The following is a 19575-nucleotide window of genomic DNA, read 5'->3' as shown; positions in this document are numbered from 1 at the left end:
CACCGGCGATCCGAGGAGCAGAGGATGAACACCCCAGACCCCGAAGCCGTCCAGCGGGCCGAGCCGGCCGCCGTCGCCCGCCGCGTCCGCGAGCGTCGCGACCAACTCGGTCTGACCGACGAGATGCTGGCCTACCAGGCGGCCATGGCGCCCCGCTACCTGCGGCACCTCCTGGACGTCGGTCCGGCGTTCGATTCGGCCGGCTTCGTCCGGATCGCCGCCGCGCTCCGGATGACCTGGGCGGAACTGCTCGAAGGCCGCGCCGACGCCCCGCCGGGGCAGGGCGACCCCGGCCCGCGGCCGCTGCTCCTGCACCTGACCGAGCCCGAGTGCTGGGACCTGGTCGGCACCCACGGCATCGGCCGGGTCGGCCTGCCGGTCCAGCCCGCGCCGGCCGTCTTCCCGGTCAACTACGCGGTGGACGCCGGGACGATCGTCTACCGCACGTCCGCCCGCGGAGCCGCCTCGCCGCCCGACGGCTCGCCGGTCTCCTTCCAGGTGGACCACATCGACGACCGGATGAGCCAGGGCTGGAGTGTGCTGATCCTCGGCGAGGCCCACCACGTCGAGGACCCCGACGAGCAGGAACGGCTCTCCCTGCTGCCCGGTACCGCCCCGTGGGCGGGCGGCGGCCGTGCCCAGTGGGTGCGCATCCGCCCGGACGAGATCACCGGCCGCCGCATCGGCAGCGGCTGAACCGGCCCGTGCCCGGCGGGAGTCCGCAGACTCGGGCCTTCAGGCCCGGCTCCGGCGGGTGCGCAGGGTGTGTCGTGCGCGGGTGATGCCGTAGCCGAGCAACCAGGGCAGGAGCGTGATCGCGCCGACGTAGAAGCCGAGGTAGCCGAGGAAGTCGCCCAGCCAGGTCGGTTCGTCCCAGGTGTCCGTGGGCAGGATCGCGTTGGTGGCCGAGACCGCGACCGGTACCGCGGGGAGCAGCAGGGACCAGAGTCGTGGCCGCCACCCCGGTCGGCGGGCGCACCACGCCCCCATGGCGGCCATCGCGAAGGGGCCGGTCGGCACCCACAGCAACACCGGGACGAAGAGCAGCACCAGCCATTCGTCCGATTACCCGAACATCATCGGCGTTCCCCTTGGCCTTCCCGGCCGTCTCCGACGTCCTCCCCGCGGCACGGCCCGTGCAACCGCCCGCCGCCGCCCGGGAACACCCTCCCACGGGCGGGCGCCGGACCGGCCGCGGGGGTCGTACCGCACGGAGCCGCTCGCCCGGGTCCGCCGGCCGCTGGCCGGCGGACCCGGGGGCCTGTCTCACCACCAGGTGGTTCAGTAGGCGCAGGTCACCGCGGAGGCCATGTCGTTCTCCGACGGGAGGACGTTCACCCGGTAACGGTTCTTCATGTCGTGCTCGTCGCCGCTGAAGTAGGCGTCCGTGTACCAGTAGCAGGTGACACCGGTGTCGTTGGACCAGGAGGACATCCGGTCGTTGAAGCCGTAGTCGCCGAGCCAGGGGATCTCGTCCCCGGCCTGCAGGGCGATGCCGCCGCCCGTGTAGTTGTAGTCGCGGTAGAGGCAGAGGCTCTGGGCAGGGCAGTTGCCGCCGTCGAACTGGCGCACGGCCGTGGCGGAGCGCGGCGTCGTCGCGGTGGCGGGTGCGGCTGCGAGGCCGGCAGTGAGCAGGGCGGCCGCGCCGACGGCGAGGGCGGTGGTCCGGAAACGCATCAGCGAACTCCATTGGCGAGTAAGGCGGTTCATGGTCGGTTCGGGCCCGATGCATCCATTCTGTCGGCGCCCCGGGCGTGATCGTCCGGATCCGGGATCCAAACCACCGGATCGGGTACGAAGTTGTGTCGCCGGCTCGATGGGGACGCTCGGCCGGGCCGTTCCGGAGGTGGTGGTCGGCCCCGGGCTCGTCGCGCGTTCGGGGGTCGCACTCCCGCGCAGTCCCTTGACGTAGTTAGTAATGGTCCTTAACTTGATCCCCGCGTCCTTCCTCCCCGGTTCGTCCCCACCCCCCTGGAGCCACCTGTGTCCGCAGGCTTCGCCCGAAGAATCGGCCTCTTCCAGGCCACCGCGATCAACATGAGCCAGATGTGCGGGATCGGCCCGTTCGTCACCATCCCGCTGATGGTCGGCGCCTTCGGCGGCCCGCAGGCCGTCGTCGGCTGGATAGCCGGCGCGGTGCTCGCCCTCGTCGACGGCCTGGTCTGGGCCGAGCTCGGCGCCTCGCTCCCCGGCGCCGGCGGCACCTACGTCTACCTGCGCGAGGCCTTCCAGTACCGCAGCGGACGGCTGATGCCGTTCCTGTTCGTCTGGACGGCGATGCTCTTCATCCCCCTGATCATGTCCACCGGCGTCCAGGGCCTGGTGCAGTACCTGGCCTACCTGTGGCCGGACATGACCACCGGGCAGGGCGACATCGTCGGCGTGGCGGTCCTCGCGCTGGTCGTGCTGCTGCTGTGGCGCAAGGTCGAGAACATCGGGAAGATCACCGTCGTGATGTGGGGCGTGATGATCGTCTCGGTCACCGCGGTGATCCTCGCTTCCTTCACCGACTTCCACCCCTCGATGGCCTTCACCTGGCCCGACCACGCGATCGAGCTGACCCACGGCCAGTTCTGGATCGGCTTCGCCGCCGGCCTGACCATCGGCATCTACGACTACCTCGGCTACAACACCGCCGCCTACCTCGGCGCCGAGGTCAAGAACCCGGGCCGGGTGATGCCGCGCGCCATCATCTTCTCGATCATCGCCATCATGGCCGTCTACCTGCTGATGCAGATCGGCGTCCTCGGCGTGATCCCCTGGCAGGACATGCTCGACCCCGACAACATCGCCGCCAAGTCGGTCGCCTCCGCGGTGCTGGAGCAGACCTGGGGCAAGGGGGCGGCCCGGACGGTGACGGTCCTGATCCTGGTCACCGCCTTCGCCTCCGTCTACGCCGGCCTGCTCGGCGGCTCCCGCGTCCCCTACGACGCGGCCCGGGACGGCATGTTCTTCCGCTCGTTCGGCAAGCTGCACCCCAGGCACGGGTTCCCGGTGGTCGGCCTGGTCTCCATGGGCGCCATCACCGCCGCGGGCTTCCTGTTCGCCCGCCACATCGGCAACGCCGCCGAGCACCCGCCGCTGACCGTCCTGATCACCCTGCTCACCAGCGTGATGGTGATCGTCCAGGCGCTCGCCCAGATCGCGGCCGTCACCGTGCTCCGCAAGCGCCAGCCCGGCCTCGCCCGCCCGTACGGGATGTGGCTCTACCCGCTGCCCGGCATCGTCGCCGCCATCGGCTGGCTGGTCATCTACGGCTACGCGGACAAGGCCAACCCCGGCGTCCACCCGATCGAATGGTCGCTGGCCTGGGTCGCCCTCGGCTGTGCCGCCTACCTGATCTGGTCCAAGGTCGAGGGCGCCTGGCCGTTCGGCCCGAAGGAGATCCGCGAGGCCTTCCTGGAAGTCCAGCCCGCCGACACCGTGAGCACGCAGGCCGGGTAGCCGGCCGCCCGTTCACGCCCGACCCCCGGCCGGCGGGCGGTGGCGTCGCACCGCCACCACCCGCCGGCCGGCAACCATGTGAGGACCACTCCTTGATCCCGGACACCGCCGACACCCGCTCGCCCGCCCGCCCGGAGGCCGCCGTCATCGGCATCGACTTCGGCGGCACCAAGACCGAGGTCGCGCTTGCCGACTCCGCCGGCACCCCGGTGCGGCGGATCCGGTTCGCCACCCGGGCCGAGCACGGTCCCGACCAGGTCCTCGCCCGCGCCGGTGCGGCGGCCCGCGAGCTCGCCGACCACGCCCGGACCGCCCTCGGCGTGCCGGTCGCCGCCCACGCGGCGGTCAGCCCCGGTGTGATCCAGCCGGACCGGATACTTCTCACCCCGAATCTGCCCGGCTGGGAGACCCTGGCCCTCGCCGACCGCCTGGCGCTCGAACTCGGCGTCGACAGCGTCGCCGTGGCCAACGACGTCCGCGCCGGCGCCCTCGCGGAGCTGCGCCTCGGCGCCCTGCGCGGCGCCGACCCCGGCGTCTACCTCAGTCTCGGCACCGGCATCGCCGCCGCGCTCACCATCGGCGGCCGGGTGCTCGGCGGTGCCCACCAGGCGGCCGGCGAGATCGCCTACCTGGACCCCGGACACCCGGCCGGCACCCCGGCCGCCACCTTCGCGGACGGCCACGCGCCGCTGGAGGAGCTGGTCGGCGGCAAGGCGCTCGCCGAGCGCTGCACCGCCGAGCTCGGCGAGGAGCTGACCGCGGACCGGCTGTTCACCAGCGAGGACCCGGTCGCCCGGCGGATCGCCCACGAGGCGCTGGACACCCTCGCGACGGCCGTCGCCAACATGGCCGTCCTGGTGGACCCGGAGCGGGTCGTGGTCGGCGGCGGCATGATGGCCGCCGGGCCGGTGATCCTCCGGGCCCTGACCGGGCGTCTCGCCCGGGCCGTGCCTTTCCCGCCGGCCGTCCGGCCGGCCCGCTTCTCCGCCGACGCCTCCCTGCACGGCGCGATCGCCCTCGCCCTCGACCACCTCCCGGCCCGCGCCACCGTCTGAGGCGCCGGGCCGCCGGCCGGAACCGCGCCCGGAACCGCGCCCGGAACCGCGCCCGGAACCGCGCCCGGGATCAGAGCCAGGTGGTCGCCAACGCGGCGGTCGCGACGGCTACGAGCAGCAGGGCGGCGTTGAGGCCGATCCGGCGGTCCCCGCGGCGCAGGTGGACGCCGGTCGCGGCGACCTGCAGGAGCACGAAGCCGACGGCCGCGGCCGGGGCGGCCGCCGGGGCGATCCCGGTCAGCGGCGGGAGGACCAGGCCGGCCGCGCCGAGCACCTCGATCGCCCCGAGCGCCCTGACGACCGGCATCGGCGTGCTGCCCACCCAGGCCATCATCGGCAGCAGCTGCTCACGGCTCCGCAGCGCCTTCAACCCGCCCGCGTAGAGGTAGAAGAGGGCGAGCGGCGTGACGAGGACCCAGTACGCGGCGGTCACGACGACGTCCGGTCCGCGCCGGCGGCGGGCTCGGTGGCGTACTGGCCCATCACCCGCAGGTGCGCCTGCGGCGTCACCCCGCCGTCGCCCGCGTAGAGGTCCCGCAGGTCCCGGAAGTACTGCACGTACAGGTCCGGCGTGAACGTGCTGAGCATGACGGCCGGTTCGTCGCCCGGGTTGGCGAAGGTGTGCGGAGCCCCCGGCGGGACCATGACCAGGGTGCCGGGGGTCGCGTCGTGGTCCTCGTCCCCGACGGTGAACCGCACCGCGCCGGAGACGATGTAGAAGCCCTCGTCGTGTGCGGCGTGGCGGTGCTGCGGCGGTCCGGGGGTGTGCGGGGCGAGGACGGACTCGGCGATCCCGAGGCGGTGCCCGGTGGTGCTGCCGTCCTCCAGGATCCGCATCCGGGTGGTGCCGAGGAGGATCGTCTCGCCCTCGTCCGGGCCCACCACGGAGACGGCGGGGGCGGGCGGCGGTGCGCTGGTGTTCGGTTCGTCGGTCATGGGTCGATTGCACCGCCGGGGCGCGGGGGCCGTCCAAGACCTGTTCCGCGGCCGCCGATACCGTACGGGTATCGTCGCAGCATGGAGCTACGTACGCTGCGGTACTTCGTGGCGGTGGCCGAGGAACTCCACTTCGGCCGCGCCGCCGCCCGGCTGCACATGAGCCAGCCCCCGCTGAGCCGGGCGATCAAGCAGTTGGAGACCGGGCTCGGCGCCGTCCTGCTGCACCGCTCCACCACGGGCGTCACGCTCACCCCGGCCGGCGCGGCGCTGTTGGAGGAGGCGCGGGAGCTGCTCGACCGGGCCGAGCGGGTGCGCGCCAGGATCGCCGCGGTGGCCGGGCCCGCGACCCTCACCATCGGCATCCTGGGCGACAGTTCCGACACGGGCGTGGCCAGGCTGGCCGCCGCGTTCCGCCGGCGGCACCCGGGCGTGGAGGTCCGCATCCGCGAGACCGACCTGACCGATCCGACCTGCGGGCTGCGCGCCGGCCCGGTCGACGTGGCGCTCACCCGGGCTCCGTTCGACGGGACCGGCCTGGAGGTGCACGAGCTGCGGGCCGACCCGGTCGGCGCGGTGCTGCGGGCCGACGATCCGCTGGCCCGCCGTCCCCGCCTGGACCTGGCTGACCTGGCCGACCGGCGCTGGTTCCGGTTCCCGGACGGCACCGATCCGCTCTGGCAGGCGTACTGGCACGGCGGAGCGCCCCGGCAGGGTCCGGTGGTGCACGCCGTCCAGGAGTGCCTTCAGGCGGTGCTCTGGAACGGCACCGTCGGGATGACCCCGCTCGGGCACCGCCCGCCCGGGGAGCTGGCCGTGGTGCCGGTCGTCGACATGCCGCCGAGCCGGGTGGTCGTGGCGTGGAACCGGAGTGACCCGAACCCGCTGGTCCGCTCCTTCGTCCGGATCGCCGCGGCGGCCTACCGGGACTGACGGCCGGTCACGCCGCCGTCCCCCTCCGCGGGCCGAGGCGGACGGCGGGCCCGCCGACCGGGCCCGCCGACCGGGTCAGCTGCGGGCGGCCAACTCCCGTTCGGCGACGGCGCGAAAGCCCGTCGGCGGGCGGCCGGTGAGGCGGAGGACGGTGTCGGTGGTGCGGTCCTCGGCGCCCTCGGCGATGGCGAGGTCCATGCCGGCCAGCATCGCGGCGAACTCCGGTGCCACCTGCCCGGCCAGGCGGTCCCGCAACTGCGCGTACGACAGGCGGTGGTGGGCGACCGGGCGGCCGGTGACCTCGGTGAGCACGGCGGCGATCTCGTCGTGGCTGAGCGCCTGCGGCCCGGTCAGCACCAGGTCGGTGTCGGGTGCCCGGTCGTCGAGCAGTGCCCGGACCGCGACGGCGGCGATGTCCTCCGCATCGACGAACCCGATCCGGCCGTCCCCGGCGGCGGTCAGGAAGGTGCCGTGGGAGCGGACGCTCTCGGCGTGGGCGTGCGTGCCGGTGAAGTTCTGCATGAACCAGGACGGCCGCAGCACCGCCCAGGCGTCGAACAGGCCGGGCAGCGCCGCGTGGACCAGGCCCACCGCGGGGCCCCCTTCGGGGACGGCCGAGGAGCTGAGCAGCACCGCGCGCCGCACGCCGGCGGTGCGGGCCCGCTGCAGGAACGGCAGCATGACCGCGGCCGGGTCCGGATCGCCGACCGGCGGGACGAGGTAGACGCGGTCGGCGCCGTCGAGGGCGCCGGCGTGGGTGGCGGGGTCGTACCAGTCGAAGCGGACCGGCTCGGTGCCCGGGAGCGGGGTCGCGTTCCGGCCGGCGGCCCGGACGCGGCACCCGGCGGCGACCAGCCCGGCGGCGGTGCGGCGGCCGGTGGTCCCGGTGGCCCCGACCACCAGGGCGGTGGCAGCCGGGGCGGTGCCGGCGGGGGAGTCGGTGGTGTCGGTCATCGCGTGCTGCTCCCGGTGAAGTCCAGGCCGGGCTGCTGGACGGCGAGCGGGTTCCAGTAGTCGCGGTAGGAGGTGAAGCGGCCGTCCTCGACGGTGACCACGGCGATGTACGTCATGTCGAAGGGGGCGCCGGTCGCCACCACGCGGCCCACACCGCGCATCTCGACCACGATGGTCGCGTGGTCGGTGGTCTCGTGGATCCGCAGGTCGGGGAAGTCGTGCAGGTCGATGTGGTCGGGGTAGTCGCGCATGTAGTCGGCGACGGCCGCGCGCCCCTCCAGCCGCCGGGGCCGGCCCGGGGGTGCGAAGGGGAACTCCATGACGCCGTGCTCGGCCCACAGGCCGACCCAGCCGGGGATGTCCTTGGCCAGGAGCAGGCGCAGGCTGTGGCGGTAGAGCTCCGCAGGGGAGGCGTGTTCGGGCATGGGGGTCCTCCGCCCCGTAAGATGCGGACCAGCGGTCCGCTTCTCGAACGATACGGACCGCCGGTCCGTATCGCAACCGGAGGTGCCCCATGACCGAGCGCAAGCCGCGGAAGGACGCGACCCGCAACCGGGAGGCCGTCTTCGCGGCCGCCGACGCCCTCTTCACCGACTGCGCGTGCCCCGAGGAGGTCACCATGGCCGACATCGCGGCGGCGGCCGGGGTGGGGAAGGGGACGCTCTTCCGCGCCTTCGGCGACCGCACGGGGCTGATCCGCGCGCTGTACGCCGCGCGGCTCGAACCGCTCGCGACGGCGGTCGCGGAGGGCCCGCCGCCGCTGGGGCCCGGCACCCCGCCACCGGTGCGGGTGCCGGCCCTGCTCGACGCGCTGCTCTGCTTCAAGCTGGACAACCGTCACCTCGCGCTGGCCCTGGAGCAGGACGGCGCGGACAGCCCCTACCGCACCGAGCACTACGCGCAGTGGCACGCCCTGCTCCGGGACCTCCTGGAGCAGCTGCCCGGGCGGGCCGGCGCCGGCCCGGCGGACTTTGCCGCGCACGCCCTGCTCGCCGCCACCCGGGCCGACCTGATCGGGTACCTGGCCGGCGAGCAGGGCGTGCCCCGCGAGGAACTGCGCGCCGGGCTCGCCGAGTTCACGGCTTCGGTGACCGGAGCCGGCGCCGCGTCCGGATGACCGGCGGGGGCGGACGCGCCGGGGCGGTGCTCAGTCCACGGTCACCACCAGCTTGCCCAGCGCCGTGCCGGAGGCCATCAATCGGTGTGCCTCGATGATCTCGTCGAACCCGAACACCCGCACGGGACGCGCCCGGTGGGTGCCGTCCGCGACCTTCGCCAGGATCGCGTCGAACGGCACCGCGGAGAGCGGGAACTCCTCCGTGCCCAGGACGAACGCGCTACCGAAGAAACTCAGTTGGACGCCGGAGGGCAGGTCGGTGAGCGGAGCGAAGTCCTGGACCGGGTCGAGCCCGCCGAGGAACCCGAGCTGGCAGACCCGCCCGCGGGGGCGCACCACCGTCAGGGAGTCTCGCAGCACGCTGTTGCCGACGATGTCCAGGACCGCGTCCACCGCGATCCCCCGGGCCCCGACCTGTGGCGCCAGCCGGCCGTCGTCGACCAGCACCTCCGACGCCCCGATCTCCCGCAGCAGGTCGGCCCGTCCCGCGTCGCGGGTGGTGGCGACGACCGTCGCGCCGTGCTCGCGCGCCAGGTTGACGGCGGCCTGGCCCAGCGAGGACGTCGCCCCGCGGACCAGGAGCGTCTCGCCGGGGCGCAGGGCGAGGTTGCCGTGCAGGGCGCTCCACGCGGTGGCGTAGACCTCGGGGACGGCGGCCAGGTCCGACCACGGCAGCGAGGTGCGGACCGGCACCACGTTGCTCGCGGGGACGGTGACGAGCTCGGCGTAGCTGCCGTTGCGCGTGCGGCCCATACCGCCGAGGAGGGCGACCACCGCCGTCCCGGGGGCGAGCCGTCCACTGGGGTCGTGTTCGACGGTGCCGGCGCACTCGATCCCGGTGACCGGGGCGACCGCGCCCCAGGCGCCGCTGCGCATGTAGGTCTCGGCGTGGTTGAGGCCGAACGCCCGAACCCGCACCAGTACTTCGCCGTCGGCGGGTCGGGGGTCGGGGAGCTCTGTGAGGGTGAGCACCTCGGGGTCGCCGTAGGTCGAGATGACGATGGCGCGCATGATCGGTCTCCGTTCTTGAATGGTGATTCATCTATTGGGCCGAAGAAGCGGCCGCCACGGGGTGGGGCGGCCGCAGGGGTCGACGATCGGGCCGAGGGCCCGGTCGACCGGGTCGGTGCTGAGGTCTGCGGTGGTGGGTGCGGGGTCAGGCCAGGCTGGTGAAGGCGTTGTCGACGATGGCCCGCAGTACCGCCTCGTCCGGGTTGGCCTTCCCCACGACCATCAGCCCCTGGGCGGTGGCGACCAGCAGCCGGGCGGCGCCGGCCGGGTCCAGCCCGGTCCGCACCTCGCCGCGCCGCGCCGCGGTCTCCAGCGCGCGCGTCATGCAGTGCTCCAGTCGGGCCAGGTGGCCGCGCACCACCGCGGCTGCCTCGTCGTCCTCGGCGGCGTTCTCGATCGCGGTGTTGACGAGCAGGCAGCCCTGTCGACCCTCGGGGCTCAGCAGGTCGCGGACCAGTCCGTCGAAGTAGCCGCGGACCTCGGCCACCGAGGCGCCGGGGGCGTCCAGCTCGCCGAGCTTCTGCGGTACGACGAGCTTGGAGTAGCGCTCCAGCGACTTCAGGAACAGCGTGCGCTTGCCGCCGGGGAAGGCGCTGTAGATGCTCCCCGGTTTGACTCCGGTGGCCTTCACCAGGTCCTCGATGGACGTGGCCCGATAGCCGCGCTCCCAGAAGCGCCGCATGGCTGCCTCCAGGACCTGCTCCGGTTCGAACTCCCGCGGTCGTGGCATGCGGACAACGTACATGAATGATCATTCAAGAACAAGGCGGGCCCGGCCGACTGTGTGCGCCGGCCCGGCAGGATCGGCTCCGGACGGCGCGGACGCACCGCTCGGCAGGGCGCCGGCTGCCCGGTCAGAGGCCGCGGGCGATGCTCGCGAGGACGGTGTCCACGGCGCGCCGGACCTCCTCGGGGGGCAGGTCGTGCAGCGGCCCGTCGGTGAGCAGGTGGGCGAGCCCGTGGACGGCGGACCAGGCGGCGTACTCCGCACCGGGCCGCCGCTCGGGCGGGAGGGCGCCGGTGTCGACGAGTTCGTCGAGCCGGGCGGAGAGAAGAAGGTACGGGTCGGTGCCTGGCTCGGGGCGCGCCGGGGGGAGGCGCTCGGGGTCGGGGGCGGCGCCGCAGAAGGCGGTGCGGAACCAGCCGTGCTCGGCGAGGGCGAAGTCGACGTAGGCGCGGCCGATGGCTTCGAGCCGGGCCCAGGCGCGGGCGTCGGGTCCGGCCTCGGGTTCGGCCGCGGTGGCCTCGGCGGTGCGTTCGAGCATCAGTCGGCCGAGCTGCTCCATGCAGCGGGCGGCGACGGCGGCGAGCAGGTCCTCGTGGTTGGCGAAGTGCCGGTAGGCGGCGTTGTGGGAGACGCCCGCCTCGCGGCTCGCGGCGCGCAGCACGACCGCGTCCGGCCCGCCCGTGCGGGCGAGGGCGACGCCGGCGGTGACCAGGGCCGCGCGGAGGTTGCCGTGGTGATATGTCCGATTCTCCAAGGTTTCACCGCATTTCCTACCGTGTGTTGACAGTGTCCACTTCGGGTGGAAGCGTGTCAACCACAGCATGTTCCCACTGTCAACATGCCTGGCGGATGGAGCCCCTCATGCCCGCCCTCACCCCTCGCCGACGCCTTCTCGTCCTGGCCACGGTCTGCCTGGCGGCGTTCGCGATCAACCTGGACACGACGATCGTCAACGTCGCACTGCCCGACCTGAGCCGGCAGCTCGACGCCACCACCCGTGACCTGCAGTGGGTCGTCGACGGTTACAACCTGGCCTTCGCCGCGCTGGTGCTGACGGCGGGCTCGCTCGGCGACCGGTTCGGCCGCCGGCCCGCCCTGCTGCTGGGGCTGGCCGGCTTCGCCGCCACCAGCGCGGTGGGCGCCGCTGTCGGTTCGCCCGCCGCGCTGGTGGCGGTGCGCTTCGCGATGGGCGCGTGCGCGGCGGCCATCTTCCCGACCACCCTGTCGGTGATCAGCAACACCTTCCCCGACCGCCGCTCCCGCGCGAAGGCGGTCGGGGTGTGGGGTGCCGTCACCGGACTCGGCGTCGCGGTGGGCCCGGTCGCCGGCGGCCTGCTGCTCGCCCACTTCGGCTGGCCCTCGGTCTTCCTCGCCCTGGTGCCGGTGACCCTCGTCGCCCTGGTGGCGGCCTGGGCCTGGGTGCCCGAGTCGAGCAGCCCGAGCTCGGCGCGGCTGGACGTCCCCGGGCTGGTGACGTCCTCGGCCGCCGTCGGCGTCCTGGTCTACACGATCATCGAGGCGCCCAGCCGCGGCTGGGGCGCCCCGGCGACGGTGGCGGGCTTCGCGGCAGCGGTCGCGCTCACCGCCGCGTTCATCGTCATCGAGCGGGGCCGGGCCCATCCGATGATCGACGTGACGCTCTTCCGCACCCCGGCCTTCTCGGCCGCCAGCGGCTCGGTCACCCTCGCCTTCTTCGCCCTCTTCGGGTTCATCTTCCTGGTGACCCAGTACTTCCAGTTCATCCGCGGCTACGGCACGCTCTCCACCGGCGTCCGCGTGCTGCCGGTCGCGCTGACCATCGCGCTCGGCTCGCTCGGCGGCGTCGCCCTGGCGACCAGGGTGGGCACCCGCGCCGTGGTCACGGCCGGCCTCGCCCTGCTCGGCACCTCGTTCGCGTGGATCGCCGCCTCGTCGACCTTCGCCCCGTACCCGCAGGTCGTCGGCCAGATGGTGCTGCTCGGCCTGGGCCTCGGGCTCACCACCGCCCCGGCCACCGAGTCGATCCTGAGCGTGCTGCCACCGGCCAAGGCGGGTGTCGGCTCGGCGGTCAACGACGCCACCCGTGAGGCCGGCGGCACGCTCGGCGTCGCGGTGCTCGGCTCCGTCTTCACCTCCCTCTACGCGAGCCGGCTCGCCGACGGCCCCTTCGCCGCCCTGCCGTCCCACACCGCCGACGCGGCCGAGGGCTCGGTCGCCTCCGCGCTCGGCACGGCGGCCTCCCTCGGCCGAGGGGACCTGCTGGCGGCCGTCCAGACCTCCTTCATGGACGCCTTCCACCTCGCCTGCCTGGTCGGCGCGGGCGTCTGCCTCCTCGGTGCGGTCGTCGCCCGCCTGGCCCTGCCCGGCCGGGCCCCGGCCGCCACCCCGGCGGTGGTCCAAGGCGCAGCGGCGGCGCCCGCCCCGTCGGCGCCCGCTCCGGCCACGATGGCACCGGCCGCTGCTGCTGTGCCCCGGGCCGCGCCTACCCTCCCCGCACCGGACGCCGGGCCCGGCCCGGGCGGCGGGCCCGCGCGCTGAGGCCGGAAGCCGGACGGTACCCGAAGCCTCTCGAAGCCTCCGAAACCGCGAAACCGCCCGCCGGCCGTGACGGCCGGCGGGCGGGGGCGAGGGGTTCAGTGCTTGGTCGCGTCCTTGACCTTCTCGCCGGCCTGCTTCAGGTCGCTCTTGATCTGTTTGCCCTTGCCGCTCGCGGTCGCGACCGGGTCGCCGATCGCTCGGCCGGTGGTCTCCTGGGCCTTGCCCTTGGCCTTCTCGCCCATGTTGCGCATCTTCTTGGCGGTGCTCACTGCGGACTCCTCCCACTTCGGGACTGCCTTTCCGTCCCGAGCGTCTGCCCCGGACGGCGGAATTCACACACCCGACTCAGCCCGGATGCTCCGGTGCCAGCAGCGGGCCCAGGGGGCCGAGATCGAGGTTGAGGTCGCCGGGTTCGAGGCCGAAGTGGTCGCGCAGCTCGGCCATCCGCTCCTCCAGCGCCATCAGGGTGAGCCCGATCGCCTCGACCTGCTCCTCGTCGAGCCCGCCCTCGTCCACCCGCCGGATCGCCTGGCGCTCCATGAGTTCGCGGAGCAGCTCGACCACGGTGAGCACCAGGCAGGCCAGGTCCCGGCCGACGCCCTCGGGGTCGACCGCCACCCGGCGGGCCACCGAGCGGTCGCCGCGGGTGGTGGACGGTTCGCGGCCCCGGCGGCGCGGCGCGGTCACGACGGCTCCCGGTCCGGTTCCGCGGGGCGGGCGGCCGCCCGGACGGAGGAGATCAGGGCCCGCAGGCTGATCCGCACCAGGTCGACGTCGGCGATCGAGAGGGTGATCTCGCCGGCGATCACCACGCCGCCGGCCAGCACGCGGTCGAGCAGGTCGACCAGGGCCACGTTCTCGTTGCGGACGACGGACCGGCCGGCCGGTGGCGGCGGCGGGATCACGGCCGGCTCCAGGCTCCGGGCGGGCCGGCGAAGGAGTACGGCGGCCACGGGCCGCTCAACTCCAGGCGGAGCCCGGGAAACCGCCCGGCGCAGTCGTCGAGCGCGGCCTCGAACGCGGCCCGCCGTTCGCCGTCGACCAGGTAGGCCCCGTTGAGCACGGCCGGCCCGCGTCCGGCCGACGCCTCCGCGGGCTGCGGGGGGTGGGAGACCGCCTCGTCCGCGGCTTCGGCCAGCACGCGGTGCACGGCCTCGGCGGCCTCGTAGCCGCGCTGCAGCTCCGCCTCCCGGTCGCGGCGCCGGTCGCGGCGCCGCAGCAGGTACGCGGTGCCGGGGCGCTCCTGGTCGGCACCGCCGGCCGCGGGCTCGTCCGGGGCCTCCGTGGTGCCGAGGTGGGCCTTGACCCCCCACTCGGCGCGTCCGGTGATCCGCCGCAGGGCGTCGAGCAGCTCCACCCGGTGTTCGCGCAGTACCACGGCGGTCCGCCGGTCGTCCCGGTGGAGGGTGGCGAAGCGCGCGGGCAGCGTCGCCGACGTGCTGCTCAGCACCTCGACGACGTGGTGGTGGCGGAGCACGGCCGGTTCGAGCCAGGACGCGTCGCCCAGCCGGGCGCGCAGCGGCTCCTCGTCGAAGTCGGCCCGGGGAACGGCTCCGACGACCGCGGCGAGGCCGGGAACGGTGACGGTGTGCGGCAGCTCGCCGGCCACCCCGGTGAGGCCGGCGGGCACGGCGACGCCGCCGGGAGCCACCGCGTACAGCCAGGTGGCGTCGGTGCTGGGGGTCGGGGTCATGGCGGGTCGGCTCCCCGGGTTCGTTTCTCGGCCGGCCCGGCGGGGGCGCTACGGGTCCGCCGCGGGGCGGCCGAAGCCGTTCGTCGGGGTGCCGCTGAGCGGTCCCGGGGTTCTTCCGCCGGGAGATCCTCGGCCGGCCCGCCGTCCGGCCCGCCGCCGTCCGCCGCCTGCAGCTCGCCGATCCGACGGCGCAGCCGGCGGTTCTCGGCGGCCAGGTCACGGGCCCCGGAGGAGAGGCTCGGATCGTGCTCCCACCAGTCGATGCCCATCTCGCGGGCCCGGTCCACGGATGCCACCAGCAGGCGGATCCGAATGGTGAGCAGCTCGATGTCCAGAAGATCCACCCGGATGTCCCCGGCGATCACGATGCCCTTGTCCAGCACGCGCTCCAGCAGATCGGCGAGGTTCGCCGGCTGCGGGGCGTCCGGGGGACGGCGGGCCGGCGGGTACGGTCCGCCCCACGAGGGATCGGTCATGAGGGCTCCTCCTCAGGTCGGGCCGCTCCGCGGCCTGTGCCCGTCCCGCTCCTCCGACTACCTGCTCCGCGCGAGTTGCCTACGGCGGGCGGGGCGTTCGTTCTGCTCGTCCTGCTCGTCCGCGTAGCCCTCGTCGTCGTACTCGTCGCCCTCGTCGTACTCCTCCTCGTCCTCGTCGTAGGACTCCACGGGGCGGTCCTCGTCGTAGGGCTCGTCGTCGTAGTCCTCCTCCGCCTCGTCGTCGTAGTCCTCCGCCTCGTCGTCGGCCGCGCGGTCGTCCTCCTCGCCGTCGTCGGGTTCCCCGTCCTCCGGGGACTCGGGCTGCTCCTCGTCCGCCTGCTCCTCCTCTTCGAGGGCGTCCTCGTGCGTCTTCACGACGTCGCCGTCGCGGATCTCGCCGCGCCAGCCCTCCACGCCGTCCTGGTCCAGGATCGTGCGGGTCATCACATGCCGCCGGAAGTGCTTGAGTTCCAGCCGGGTCCGGCGGCCCTGGGCACGCCACAGGTTGCCGGTCCGTTCGAACAGGCCCTGCGGGTGGTACTCCAGGCACAGCAGGATCTTGGTGAGGTTCGGGGCCAGCTCGTGGAAGGTGACCGAGCCGTCGACGTGGCCCTTCGCACCCTTGGAACGCCAGACGATCAGCTCGTCGGGCACCTGCTCGACGATCGTCGACTCCCAGGTGCGGTGCGACAGGAAGATGCCGGCCTTCCAGGCGATCTTCTGGTCGGACTCCTGCTCCACACTCTCCAGCCGCTTCGTGAAGCGGGGGAAGTCCTGGAACTGCGTCCACTGGTTGTAGGCGACCCGGACGGGGACGCCGACCTCGATCTCCTCCACGATGTTGGTGACCTTGAGCTTCCCGCCCTTGCCACCACCCTTGCCGCCGCCTTTGCCGCCACCGGTCAGGCTGTTGGTGACCAGGTGCCGGGCGCCGGCGAGCCCGGCGCCGAGCATCGTCCGCACCGGCGTCCCACCGCCTCCGAAGAGGCCGGGGCCGCCGTTCTCGACGTAGTCGAGCAGCCGCTCGGTGAGGTCGCCCACCTTATTGGTGGCGACCGCGACCGCGCGTTCGCCCGCGGCAACGGCCAGCTCGCGGGTCTGGTCGAGCAGCTGCTCGGTGGGCAGCTTCTCCAGAACGTCGACCAGTGCGCTGCCGCCGCGGTCCTCGTCCTGCCTTGCCATCGTCCTCAACTCCGTCCGCGTGCGGTGGCACGCGCTGTCGTCTTCTTCGCCGTGCTACCGGCGGACTTCCGTGCGGACGACGCGGAGGAGGCGGCCTTGCGGGCGGGTGCCTTGCCGGCCGCCGTCTTGCGAGCCGTGGCCGTCTTGCGTGCGGGAGCCTTGGTCGTGCGCTTCGCGGCGTCGGCCTTGGTGGAGGCGGCGCCCTTCGCGGAAGCGGCCTTCTTGCCGGCGCTCGCCCGGGTGGACCGGGTGCCCGCCGACTTGGACTTGGCCGCCCCGGCGGAGGACGAGGACGCCCGCGTACGCTTCTTCGGCTCCTCCTGCGGCTCCTCCTGCGGCTCCTCGTCGGGCTCCTCGCGTTCCTCCTCGGGCTCCTCGTCGAATGCGTCCTCGGGTTCCTCCTCGGGCTCTTCTCCGAGGCGCTCGGTGCCCGCGCGCAGGTCCTTCGTGCGCTGCTTCAACCGGTCGGTCAGCGCGCCCACCTGGTGGCTCGCGGCGGTGACCGCGGCCTTCTTGCCCGCCTCGGCGAGCTCCCCCTGGACGCTCCCGGCCAGCTCGCGGAGCTGGGGGGAGGCGTCGACGAGCTGGCCGAGGAGCACTCCCGGATTGGTACTGAGTCGTTTGCCTGCGGCCATTCCGGCCAGGGCCAGTGCCCACCGGGCCTTGTGCAAGCGCCCGAGGAGGTAGCCCCCGCCAACAGCTATGGCGAGTTTGGCGTTGTTCATGGTCGTCACCCGTGGGTCGTACTGGCCCGTCGCGGCGGGCCCCTGTGTGTGGCCGTGCTGCCTACCCGGCCGCGACCGCAGCAAACGGCGCCACGGGACGAAAGACACGGGAAGGACCACCGTGCCCGCACGGACCGGGCCGGGAACCTGCGAAGCGACCGGGCGTTCCTGCGGGAGGTTTGAACGGAGCCCGTCCCGGTCACACGCACGGCAGCCCGTCCCCGTGGCGAGCCCCGACAAGGAAGAGGCAGACGAGCCCGGACGCCGGACCAGCGCTCGGGCTCCCCGGCGCCCCGTCCCGGCGTTCTTCCTCCGGAGGCCCGGATGAACCCCGTCGAACGCGTCCTGCGGTCCTTCGACCGCGCCCAGCAGCGCCGCACCTTCCCGGCCCTCGTCATCGGCGTGATCAAGAAGTACGGGGACGACCGGGGAGGCCTGCTGGCCGCCCTGATCACGTACTACGCCTTTCTCGCCCTGATCCCGCTGCTGCTCCTGCTCAGTACCGTCCTCGGCTTCGTCCTGCACGGCAATCCGTCTGCCCAGCAGGCGGTGGTGGACTCCGCGCTCGCCGACTTCCCGATCATCGGCAGCCAGCTCCGGCAGAACGTCCACTCCGTCGAGGGGAGCGGGATCGCCCTGATCGTCGCCCTGCTCGGACTGCTCTACGGTGTCCTCGGCGTGGCCCAGGTCCTCCAGCACACGATGGCCGAGGTGTGGAACGTGCCGGGCACGCGCCGTCCCGGCTACTGGGGTCGCCTGGCCCGAGCCCTGCTCCTGTTCGCGACGCTCGGCACCGGCCTGGTCCTGGCCACCGGCGCGGCGACCCTCACCGGCACCACACTCGGGGGGACGGCGGCCCGCGTCGGCTCCCTGCTGCTCTCGGTGGTGATCAACACGGCGCTCTGCTTCACGTGCTTCCGCATCCTGACGCCGGGCGAGGTCCCGAGCCGCGGACTGTGGCCCGGCTGCCTTGCCGCGGGGCCGGTCTTCACCCTGCTCCAGGCTTTCGGCGCTCTCCTGGTCAGCCATCAACTGCGCCACGCCTCGCAGATCTACGGGTTCTTCGCGACGGTGATCGGCCTGCTGTTCTGGCTCTATCTCACCGCGCAGGTGACGGTCTACGCGGCCGAGACCAATGTGGTCGTGGCCCGTCGGCTGTGGCCCCGGAGCCTGCTCCAGCCTCCGCTCACCGGCCCGGACGAGGAGGTCCTGGAGGCGATCGCCCAGCAGGAGCAGCGCCGCCCCGAACAGCGGGTCGAGGTCGACTTCGTCGACGAGGACGAGTCCACGGGCGACTCCTCCGGGACCGGCGACGGCGGAAGGGCCGGCGACAGCGGTAGGGCCGGCGGGAAGGGCGGCCGCTGACCGGGCCGGCCGCCGGACGCCGTCGCCTCAGGCCGGGTGACCGGGCTCGACGCCGCGGACGTCGCGGTAGGTGAGCGCCGTCGCGTGCGCCGGGTCGTTGCGGGCGGTGATCGGATCGAGCAGGAACCCGGTGTGGTCGCCCCAGTCGGCACGGTCGAGGACCTGGCCGACGAACCAGGCCGGCACACCGGACAGCAGCGGTACGCCGCCCGGCCCCGGGATCCATGCGGCGGTGGCGAACTTGTCCACCTCGTCGCCGGTGGCGGAACCGAAGAGCTCGGCGAGGCCGTGCCCGGGCGGCACCAGGTGGACCGCGACGAACCGGGCCCGGGCCGCCACCCGGTGCGTGTGATTGGCCTTGGAGATCCAGACCACGAAGCGGGCGGGGTGGATCGAGCACTGGCCGGCGAACCCGACCAGGCAGCCGGCCCGCTCGCCGTCGACGGCGGTGGTGACGATGTGGACCGGGTAGTCCAGGGCGTCGACGAAGGCCTGGAATCCACCCGGGTTCGCGCTGTCCGCGGCGCTGCTCATGGCGCTCGATCCTTGACGCTGGTGGTGGCGGTCATGGCGGGGTCACTCCGGGCGGGCGCCGGCGGCGACCTGGCGCAGGGTGTGGCCGGTCCGGGCCGAGCGGGCCCGGTACGGGTCGGGTGTGCCGCCGGCCGCCGCGCGGGTGTCGGCGTGCTTGACCAGCAGCCAGGCCTCCCGGTCGCTGCCGTTGGCGCGGGCGCGGATCCGGGTGAGCGAGTAGCCGCCGTGCAGTTTGTGCCCGTCGAGGTGGAACGAGGCGTGCCCGTCGGCGAGTGCCTCGGTGAACGGCACGGGCCGGCCGTCACGGTCGGTGGTCAGATTGCGGTAGGTGCCCTCGTCCCAGACGATCACGGTGCCGGCGCCGTACTCGCCGTGCGGGATGACGCCCTCGAAGGTGCGGTACTCCAGCGGATGGTCCTCGGTCGGGGTGGCCAGGCGCTTGTCGTGCGGATCGGTGGAGGGGCCCCTGGGGACGGCCCAGGACTTCAGCACGCCGTCGGCCTCCAGCCGGAAGTCGAAGTGCATGGTGCGCGCGTCGTGGATCTGCACCACGAACCTGGGCCCGTCCCGGGACGGGGCTCCCCGCTCGCCGCGTGGTTCGGCGGTCCGGGAGAAGTCGCGTCGGCGGTGGTAGTGCTCCAGGGCGTCCTCGGCGGCCATCGTCTCCTCCCGGGGTCGGGCCGGGCTGCTTCGACGCCGAGCGTCTACCCCGGATACGCGTTCTCAGCCGCCCGGCGGCGCTCCGTGTCGCGACGCGCTCCACGGGCGGTCGGTCACAGCTGCGCGGCGAGGGCCACCAACAGGACGGCCGTGCCCACCGCCAGCCAGGCCACGTAGTCGCCCAGGAGCCCCGAGTGCAGCCGGCGCAGGGGCAGGACGGTCGCCCGGTACAGCCCGCCGGTGCCG

25 protein-coding genes are annotated in these 19575 nt (G+C 73.9%); 7 read left to right on the top strand and 18 right to left on the bottom strand.

The features are described 5' to 3' along the window. Positions 1 to 24: 24 nt before the first annotated feature. Positions 25 to 696, top strand: coding sequence for a pyridoxamine 5'-phosphate oxidase family protein (locus ACIPSC_RS07435; RefSeq protein WP_400823966.1), 672 nt, complete (start codon positions 25 to 27; stop codon positions 694 to 696). Positions 697 to 735: 39 nt separating this feature from the next. Here ACIPSC_RS07435 and ACIPSC_RS07430 read toward each other — a convergent pair whose 3' ends face one another. Beyond that, positions 736 to 1050 (bottom strand): hypothetical protein, encoded by a 315-nt coding sequence (locus ACIPSC_RS07430; RefSeq protein WP_400823964.1) that lies wholly within the window; start codon positions 1048 to 1050, stop codon positions 736 to 738. 231 nt (positions 1051 to 1281) lie between these two features. Next, on the bottom strand, positions 1282 to 1677 hold the full coding sequence (locus ACIPSC_RS07425; RefSeq protein WP_400823961.1) for a peptidase inhibitor family I36 protein: 396 nt from the start codon (positions 1675 to 1677) through the stop codon (positions 1282 to 1284). A gap of 360 nt (positions 1678 to 2037) precedes the next feature. On the opposite strand from ACIPSC_RS07425, the gene ACIPSC_RS07420 reads away from it, so the two are divergent. Together ACIPSC_RS07420 and ACIPSC_RS07415 are read left to right on the top strand one after the other, a co-directional pair. Beyond that, positions 2038 to 3444: an APC family permease gene (locus ACIPSC_RS07420; protein ID WP_400824099.1), complete on the top strand. Its 1407-nt coding sequence runs from the start codon at positions 2038 to 2040 to the stop codon at positions 3442 to 3444. Positions 3445 to 3536: 92 nt separating this feature from the next. Beyond that, positions 3537 to 4499 (top strand): ROK family protein, encoded by a 963-nt coding sequence (locus ACIPSC_RS07415; RefSeq protein ID WP_400823959.1) that lies wholly within the window; start codon positions 3537 to 3539, stop codon positions 4497 to 4499. Positions 4500 to 4569: 70 nt separating this feature from the next. On the opposite strand, the gene ACIPSC_RS07410 is transcribed toward ACIPSC_RS07415, so the two are convergent. Continuing rightward, positions 4570 to 4932 (bottom strand): DoxX family protein, encoded by a 363-nt coding sequence (locus ACIPSC_RS07410; RefSeq protein WP_400823957.1) that lies wholly within the window; start codon positions 4930 to 4932, stop codon positions 4570 to 4572. Further along, positions 4929 to 5435, bottom strand: a complete 507-nt coding sequence (locus ACIPSC_RS07405) for a cupin domain-containing protein (protein WP_400823954.1) — start codon at positions 5433 to 5435, stop codon at positions 4929 to 4931. The genes ACIPSC_RS07410 and ACIPSC_RS07405 overlap by 4 nt, the downstream gene beginning before the upstream one ends. Before the next feature lie 81 nt (positions 5436 to 5516). Here ACIPSC_RS07405 and ACIPSC_RS07400 point away from each other — a divergent pair, with 81 nt between their 5' ends. Next, the gene (locus ACIPSC_RS07400) at positions 5517 to 6368 is read left to right on the top strand and encodes a LysR family transcriptional regulator (RefSeq protein ID WP_400823951.1); all 852 of its coding nucleotides are present in this window, start codon (positions 5517 to 5519) and stop codon (positions 6366 to 6368) included. A gap of 75 nt (positions 6369 to 6443) precedes the next feature. Here ACIPSC_RS07400 and ACIPSC_RS07395 read toward each other — a convergent pair whose 3' ends face one another. After that, a complete protein-coding gene (locus ACIPSC_RS07395; RefSeq protein WP_400823949.1) occupies positions 6444 to 7322 on the bottom strand; it encodes an NAD(P)H-binding protein in 879 nt (292 codons plus the stop codon). After that, positions 7319 to 7747: a nuclear transport factor 2 family protein gene (locus tag ACIPSC_RS07390; RefSeq protein ID WP_400823946.1), complete on the bottom strand. Its 429-nt coding sequence runs from the start codon at positions 7745 to 7747 to the stop codon at positions 7319 to 7321. The genes ACIPSC_RS07395 and ACIPSC_RS07390 overlap by 4 nt, the downstream gene beginning before the upstream one ends. 89 nt (positions 7748 to 7836) lie before the next feature. Here ACIPSC_RS07390 and ACIPSC_RS07385 point away from each other — a divergent pair, with 89 nt between their 5' ends. Continuing rightward, on the top strand, positions 7837 to 8439 hold the full coding sequence (locus tag ACIPSC_RS07385) for a TetR/AcrR family transcriptional regulator (RefSeq protein WP_400823944.1): 603 nt from the start codon (positions 7837 to 7839) through the stop codon (positions 8437 to 8439). Positions 8440 to 8469: 30 nt separating this feature from the next. On the opposite strand, the gene ACIPSC_RS07380 is transcribed toward ACIPSC_RS07385, so the two are convergent. The 3 genes from ACIPSC_RS07380 to ACIPSC_RS07370 all read right to left on the bottom strand — a co-directional run bounded on the left by ACIPSC_RS07380 (position 8470) and on the right by ACIPSC_RS07370 (position 10931). After that, positions 8470 to 9450: a zinc-binding dehydrogenase gene (locus tag ACIPSC_RS07380; protein WP_400823942.1), complete on the bottom strand. Its 981-nt coding sequence runs from the start codon at positions 9448 to 9450 to the stop codon at positions 8470 to 8472. A 145-nt stretch (positions 9451 to 9595) separates the two neighbouring features. Next, complete coding sequence (locus tag ACIPSC_RS07375; protein ID WP_400823940.1) at positions 9596 to 10180, bottom strand: TetR/AcrR family transcriptional regulator; 585 nt, start codon at positions 10178 to 10180, stop codon at positions 9596 to 9598. Between the two features lie 124 nt (positions 10181 to 10304). After that, on the bottom strand, positions 10305 to 10931 hold the full coding sequence (locus ACIPSC_RS07370; protein WP_400823937.1) for a TetR/AcrR family transcriptional regulator: 627 nt from the start codon (positions 10929 to 10931) through the stop codon (positions 10305 to 10307). Positions 10932 to 11038: 107 nt separating this feature from the next. Between ACIPSC_RS07370 and ACIPSC_RS07365 the strand changes: the two genes are divergently transcribed. Beyond that, on the top strand, positions 11039 to 12694 hold the full coding sequence (locus tag ACIPSC_RS07365) for an MFS transporter (protein ID WP_400823935.1): 1656 nt from the start codon (positions 11039 to 11041) through the stop codon (positions 12692 to 12694). Between the two features lie 95 nt (positions 12695 to 12789). Here the strand turns inward: ACIPSC_RS07365 and ACIPSC_RS07360 are convergent, their stop codons facing one another. The 7 genes from ACIPSC_RS07360 to ACIPSC_RS07330 form a co-directional block, all read right to left on the bottom strand. Then, positions 12790 to 12963 carry a CsbD family protein gene (locus ACIPSC_RS07360; RefSeq protein ID WP_400823933.1) on the bottom strand — a complete coding sequence of 58 codons (174 nt, stop codon included), beginning with the start codon at positions 12961 to 12963 and terminating at the stop codon, positions 12790 to 12792. 76 nt (positions 12964 to 13039) lie between these two features. Further along, positions 13040 to 13324, bottom strand: a complete 285-nt coding sequence (locus ACIPSC_RS07355; protein WP_400824098.1) for a gas vesicle protein K — start codon at positions 13322 to 13324, stop codon at positions 13040 to 13042. A gap of 53 nt (positions 13325 to 13377) precedes the next feature. After that, the gene (locus tag ACIPSC_RS07350; RefSeq protein WP_400823931.1) at positions 13378 to 13599 is read right to left on the bottom strand and encodes a gas vesicle protein; all 222 of its coding nucleotides are present in this window, start codon (positions 13597 to 13599) and stop codon (positions 13378 to 13380) included. Then, entirely contained in the window at positions 13596 to 14387 is a 792-nt protein-coding gene (locus ACIPSC_RS07345; RefSeq protein WP_400823929.1) for a GvpL/GvpF family gas vesicle protein, read from the bottom strand. The genes ACIPSC_RS07350 and ACIPSC_RS07345 overlap by 4 nt, the downstream gene beginning before the upstream one ends. Further along, positions 14384 to 14863 (bottom strand): gas vesicle protein, encoded by a 480-nt coding sequence (locus ACIPSC_RS07340; protein ID WP_400823927.1) that lies wholly within the window; start codon positions 14861 to 14863, stop codon positions 14384 to 14386. Before ACIPSC_RS07340 ends, ACIPSC_RS07345 begins: the two co-directional genes overlap by 4 nt. 57 nt (positions 14864 to 14920) lie before the next feature. Continuing rightward, the gene (locus ACIPSC_RS07335; protein WP_400823925.1) at positions 14921 to 16045 is read right to left on the bottom strand and encodes an SRPBCC family protein; all 1125 of its coding nucleotides are present in this window, start codon (positions 16043 to 16045) and stop codon (positions 14921 to 14923) included. Between the two features lie 5 nt (positions 16046 to 16050). Beyond that, positions 16051 to 16779, bottom strand: coding sequence for a histone protein (locus ACIPSC_RS07330; protein ID WP_400823923.1), 729 nt, complete (start codon positions 16777 to 16779; stop codon positions 16051 to 16053). Positions 16780 to 17094: 315 nt separating this feature from the next. Here ACIPSC_RS07330 and ACIPSC_RS07325 point away from each other — a divergent pair, with 315 nt between their 5' ends. After that, on the top strand, positions 17095 to 18135 hold the full coding sequence (locus tag ACIPSC_RS07325) for a YihY/virulence factor BrkB family protein (protein WP_400823921.1): 1041 nt from the start codon (positions 17095 to 17097) through the stop codon (positions 18133 to 18135). Between the two features lie 27 nt (positions 18136 to 18162). On the opposite strand, the gene ACIPSC_RS07320 is transcribed toward ACIPSC_RS07325, so the two are convergent. Further along, positions 18163 to 18669 (bottom strand): flavin reductase family protein, encoded by a 507-nt coding sequence (locus ACIPSC_RS07320; RefSeq protein WP_400823919.1) that lies wholly within the window; start codon positions 18667 to 18669, stop codon positions 18163 to 18165. A gap of 42 nt (positions 18670 to 18711) precedes the next feature. After that, a complete protein-coding gene (locus tag ACIPSC_RS07315) occupies positions 18712 to 19329 on the bottom strand; it encodes a DNA polymerase ligase N-terminal domain-containing protein (protein WP_400823916.1) in 618 nt (205 codons plus the stop codon). Positions 19330 to 19575: the final 246 nt, after the last annotated feature.

The organism is Kitasatospora sp. NPDC090091, assembly GCF_044747365.1.
Taxonomy (GTDB): Bacteria; Actinomycetota; Actinomycetes; order Streptomycetales; family Streptomycetaceae; genus Kitasatospora.
This window is presented reverse-complemented; position numbering and strand designations above follow the sequence as displayed.

Coding starts and splice junctions, on each gene's coding strand:
- ACIPSC_RS07435 (WP_400823966.1), top strand. CDS start 25: ATGAACACCCCAGACCCCGAAGCCGTCCAGCGGGCCGAGCCGGCCGCC.
- ACIPSC_RS07425 (WP_400823961.1), bottom strand. CDS start 1,677: ATGCGTTTCCGGACCACCGCCCTCGCCGTCGGCGCGGCCGCCCTGCTC.
- ACIPSC_RS07420 (WP_400824099.1), top strand. CDS start 2,038: ATGAGCCAGATGTGCGGGATCGGCCCGTTCGTCACCATCCCGCTGATG.
- ACIPSC_RS07405 (WP_400823954.1), bottom strand. CDS start 5,435: ATGACCGACGAACCGAACACCAGCGCACCGCCGCCCGCCCCCGCCGTC.
- ACIPSC_RS07400 (WP_400823951.1), top strand. CDS start 5,517: ATGGAGCTACGTACGCTGCGGTACTTCGTGGCGGTGGCCGAGGAACTC.
- ACIPSC_RS07395 (WP_400823949.1), bottom strand. CDS start 7,322: ATGACCGACACCACCGACTCCCCCGCCGGCACCGCCCCGGCTGCCACC.
- ACIPSC_RS07390 (WP_400823946.1), bottom strand. CDS start 7,747: ATGCCCGAACACGCCTCCCCTGCGGAGCTCTACCGCCACAGCCTGCGC.
- ACIPSC_RS07385 (WP_400823944.1), top strand. CDS start 7,837: ATGACCGAGCGCAAGCCGCGGAAGGACGCGACCCGCAACCGGGAGGCC.
- ACIPSC_RS07380 (WP_400823942.1), bottom strand. CDS start 9,450: ATGCGCGCCATCGTCATCTCGACCTACGGCGACCCCGAGGTGCTCACC.
- ACIPSC_RS07375 (WP_400823940.1), bottom strand. CDS start 10,180: ATGCCACGACCGCGGGAGTTCGAACCGGAGCAGGTCCTGGAGGCAGCC.
- ACIPSC_RS07365 (WP_400823935.1), top strand. CDS start 11,039: ATGCCCGCCCTCACCCCTCGCCGACGCCTTCTCGTCCTGGCCACGGTC.
- ACIPSC_RS07345 (WP_400823929.1), bottom strand. CDS start 14,387: ATGACCCCGACCCCCAGCACCGACGCCACCTGGCTGTACGCGGTGGCT.
- ACIPSC_RS07340 (WP_400823927.1), bottom strand. CDS start 14,863: ATGACCGATCCCTCGTGGGGCGGACCGTACCCGCCGGCCCGCCGTCCC.
- ACIPSC_RS07335 (WP_400823925.1), bottom strand. CDS start 16,045: ATGGCAAGGCAGGACGAGGACCGCGGCGGCAGCGCACTGGTCGACGTT.
- ACIPSC_RS07325 (WP_400823921.1), top strand. CDS start 17,095: ATGAACCCCGTCGAACGCGTCCTGCGGTCCTTCGACCGCGCCCAGCAG.
- ACIPSC_RS07320 (WP_400823919.1), bottom strand. CDS start 18,669: ATGAGCAGCGCCGCGGACAGCGCGAACCCGGGTGGATTCCAGGCCTTC.
- ACIPSC_RS07315 (WP_400823916.1), bottom strand. CDS start 19,329: ATGGCCGCCGAGGACGCCCTGGAGCACTACCACCGCCGACGCGACTTC.